This window comes from Petrotoga halophila DSM 16923 (genome assembly GCF_002924615.1).
The window spans coordinates 312-2,792 of the sequence record NZ_JALY01000193.1 but is presented as its reverse complement, the minus strand read 5'-3'; the positions used below and the strand labels follow the sequence as shown (position 1 = coordinate 2,792).

The window sequence follows — 2,481 nt, the reverse complement described above, 5'->3', positions numbered from 1 at the left end:
CCGCAAAGTTATCGCCGTAGTATCCTCCGTAATCGCCTTCACTGTGGTAATAAGTGAAAATAAAGTTATGTGGATCTGGAAAATCAGCGAGCCAACCAATGATGTAAACTGGGAGCATCATGTTTTCTCTTTCATCTAAGTAAGTTGGCCATTGAACTCCTCTAACTTCAACTTGGAATCTAGGATTTATCTTTGCTAAATTATCTCTCAATATTTCAGCAGATACTCTCCTTGAATCGTTCCCTGTATTGTAAAGAATAGTCATTTTGAAACCTGTTTGCCATAATCTACCTTTATAAGCACGTTTAAAGTAATTTTCAGCCTTTTGCAGATCCAATTCGTATGTTGGGAGATCTTCACTATACCCTAAGAATCCAGTTGGTAAAGCAGTAGGAACTTTTTCACCCAAACCGTTCAAAACTTCATTTATCATACCATCATAATCAAAGGCATACGCGAAACCTAATCTAACATTATGATCTGCAAAGAAATCAGGTGGAATACCGTTTCCATCCAATTGACCCGAACCAATGTATGGGGACTCGGGATCAACTTGCCAATTGAAGCCTAAAGAGGTGATTGAAACCTCAGGTGTGCCAGGGATAATGGTCAAACCATCCATAGAAAGGACAACATCTAAATATTGAGCAGGAACATAAGCTATGTCTGCATCGCCTGTTTCAAGCATGGCCCTTCTTGTTGACCACTCGTCTACACCTTGAATGATTACTCTTCTTATTGGGGCAGGGCCTCTCCAGTAATCGTCGAATCGTTCGAGCGTTACCCTTTGTTGAGCGTGATCCCATTCTACCAATTTATATGGGCCTGTTCCCATCGCATGGTCAAAGTATGGAGACTGTTCTTTTGTCCATCCGTGATACTTCCACCAACCTTCTGCATTTCCATCCCATATACCTATTTCTACAGAATATTCTTTGTCCAAAATCGCACCCCAACCACTTCCTGAAGCGAGTACATTCAAAAACGGGGCGAAAGGTCTTGCTAAATGGACGTGTACTTCGTTACCTTGAACTTCTACTGCAGGATCTATCACATCATAATAGAAATTAACTAATGCTTCTTCGTATTCTGGAGATGTTGGATTCATATCATCATCAAATATAGTATCCCATGAAGCACCTACATAATCTTCTACTAACGTTCTAATACTGAAAACACCAAACATAGGATCTAAGTACATCCATACTGGTCCTCCAGGAGGGTTGTACAATAGTGCTCTTTCAAAGGTGTATTCGACATCTTCAGGTGTTAAATCGTTACCGTTCTGGAATTTCACACCTTCTCTTATAGGGAAGACATATGTTGTTCCACCATCTCTCAAATAACCATTTTCAACTGTCGGGACAACCGTTGAGAGCATAGGAACAAACTTACTCAGACTTTCCCCATCGTATGCTATCAAGTTGTCATAGACGTTGAAAATAACTTCACCACTAGAAGTGTCGTAAGCATGGTGAGGGTCTAAAGTATCTGGTTCACTTAGTGTGGCATCGAAAATCATATCAGGGTTTTTCACCTGAGTAAAGGCAAAAACACCCATCAAAGTAACCATAAGAACAATAAAAACCTTTTTCATACCTCTACCTCCTTTACAGATTTATTAGAATTGTTACACACTAACAATACTTTCCCAAATAATCTCCTTATATATTTTATCACATTTTATCTTAATACACAAGTAATAAATTTTAATTTGAAAAAAGTGCTTTTTGTTTGCAAGTTTGACGCAAATCATCATATTAATAGTATTCCACAAAATTAGATTTTTATCAAGTTCGTTTACGGCTTATCTGAAGGAATTATAAACGATTAAGACCAATTAAAAGCAAATATTACCAAAATAATTAAAATATGAAATTTTTTTCATAGTTTATAAAATTTACCTTGCTTCCATTCTTCCTTCTTTTATTACTTTCTATAACAATTCTAAAAACTACTTTAACGCCCCTTCGCCCCGCTCCCCACCCCCATAAGGATAAAAGAGTATGGCTTTGCCTCGCAGCTCACCCACAATTGGCCCTTTTTTATTGACATAGTTAAAAAAATATGATATACTTTATACGATTATAAAGGGTGCGTAGCTCAGTGGGAGAGCGCTTCCTTGACGCGGAAGAGGCCGTAGGTTCAATCCCTACCGCACCCACCATCATTCATTCCTATTCAACTTTTTTCATATATATTACATGTAAAAGCAGGATGAACATCATCCTGCTTTTATCTTTTATTATTCATAATTTCATAAATTTTGTTTCTGTACTTTTCATGAATACATATATAATCATTGTCTTTAAAAATTAATTTTTCTTTATCGTTCGGAGCGTTTCTGATTATAGCGCTTACCAAGGCGGAAACTGATTTTTTGTTTTTCAATTCTAAGGTTTCCATGATCTCTTCAGACTTCAATTTCCCTTTTTCGATCAATAATTCAAGAAACCTTGTTGTTAGTGGTTTTAAGTTTTT

Annotated in this window: 1 protein-coding gene and 1 tRNA gene; one reads left to right on the top strand and one right to left on the bottom strand. The window is 37.0% G+C overall.

The annotated features are described in order from the left end of the window. Positions 1-1,597, bottom strand: a 1,597-nt coding sequence (locus AA81_RS09685; RefSeq protein WP_103898905.1) for an ABC transporter substrate-binding protein, incomplete at its 3' end; no start/stop codon positions are given. Between the two features lie 495 nt (positions 1,598-2,092). On the opposite strand from AA81_RS09685, the gene AA81_RS09680 reads away from it, so the two are divergent. Next, positions 2,093-2,167: transfer RNA gene (locus AA81_RS09680), tRNA-Val, on the top strand. Positions 2,168-2,481 lie beyond the last annotated feature (314 nt).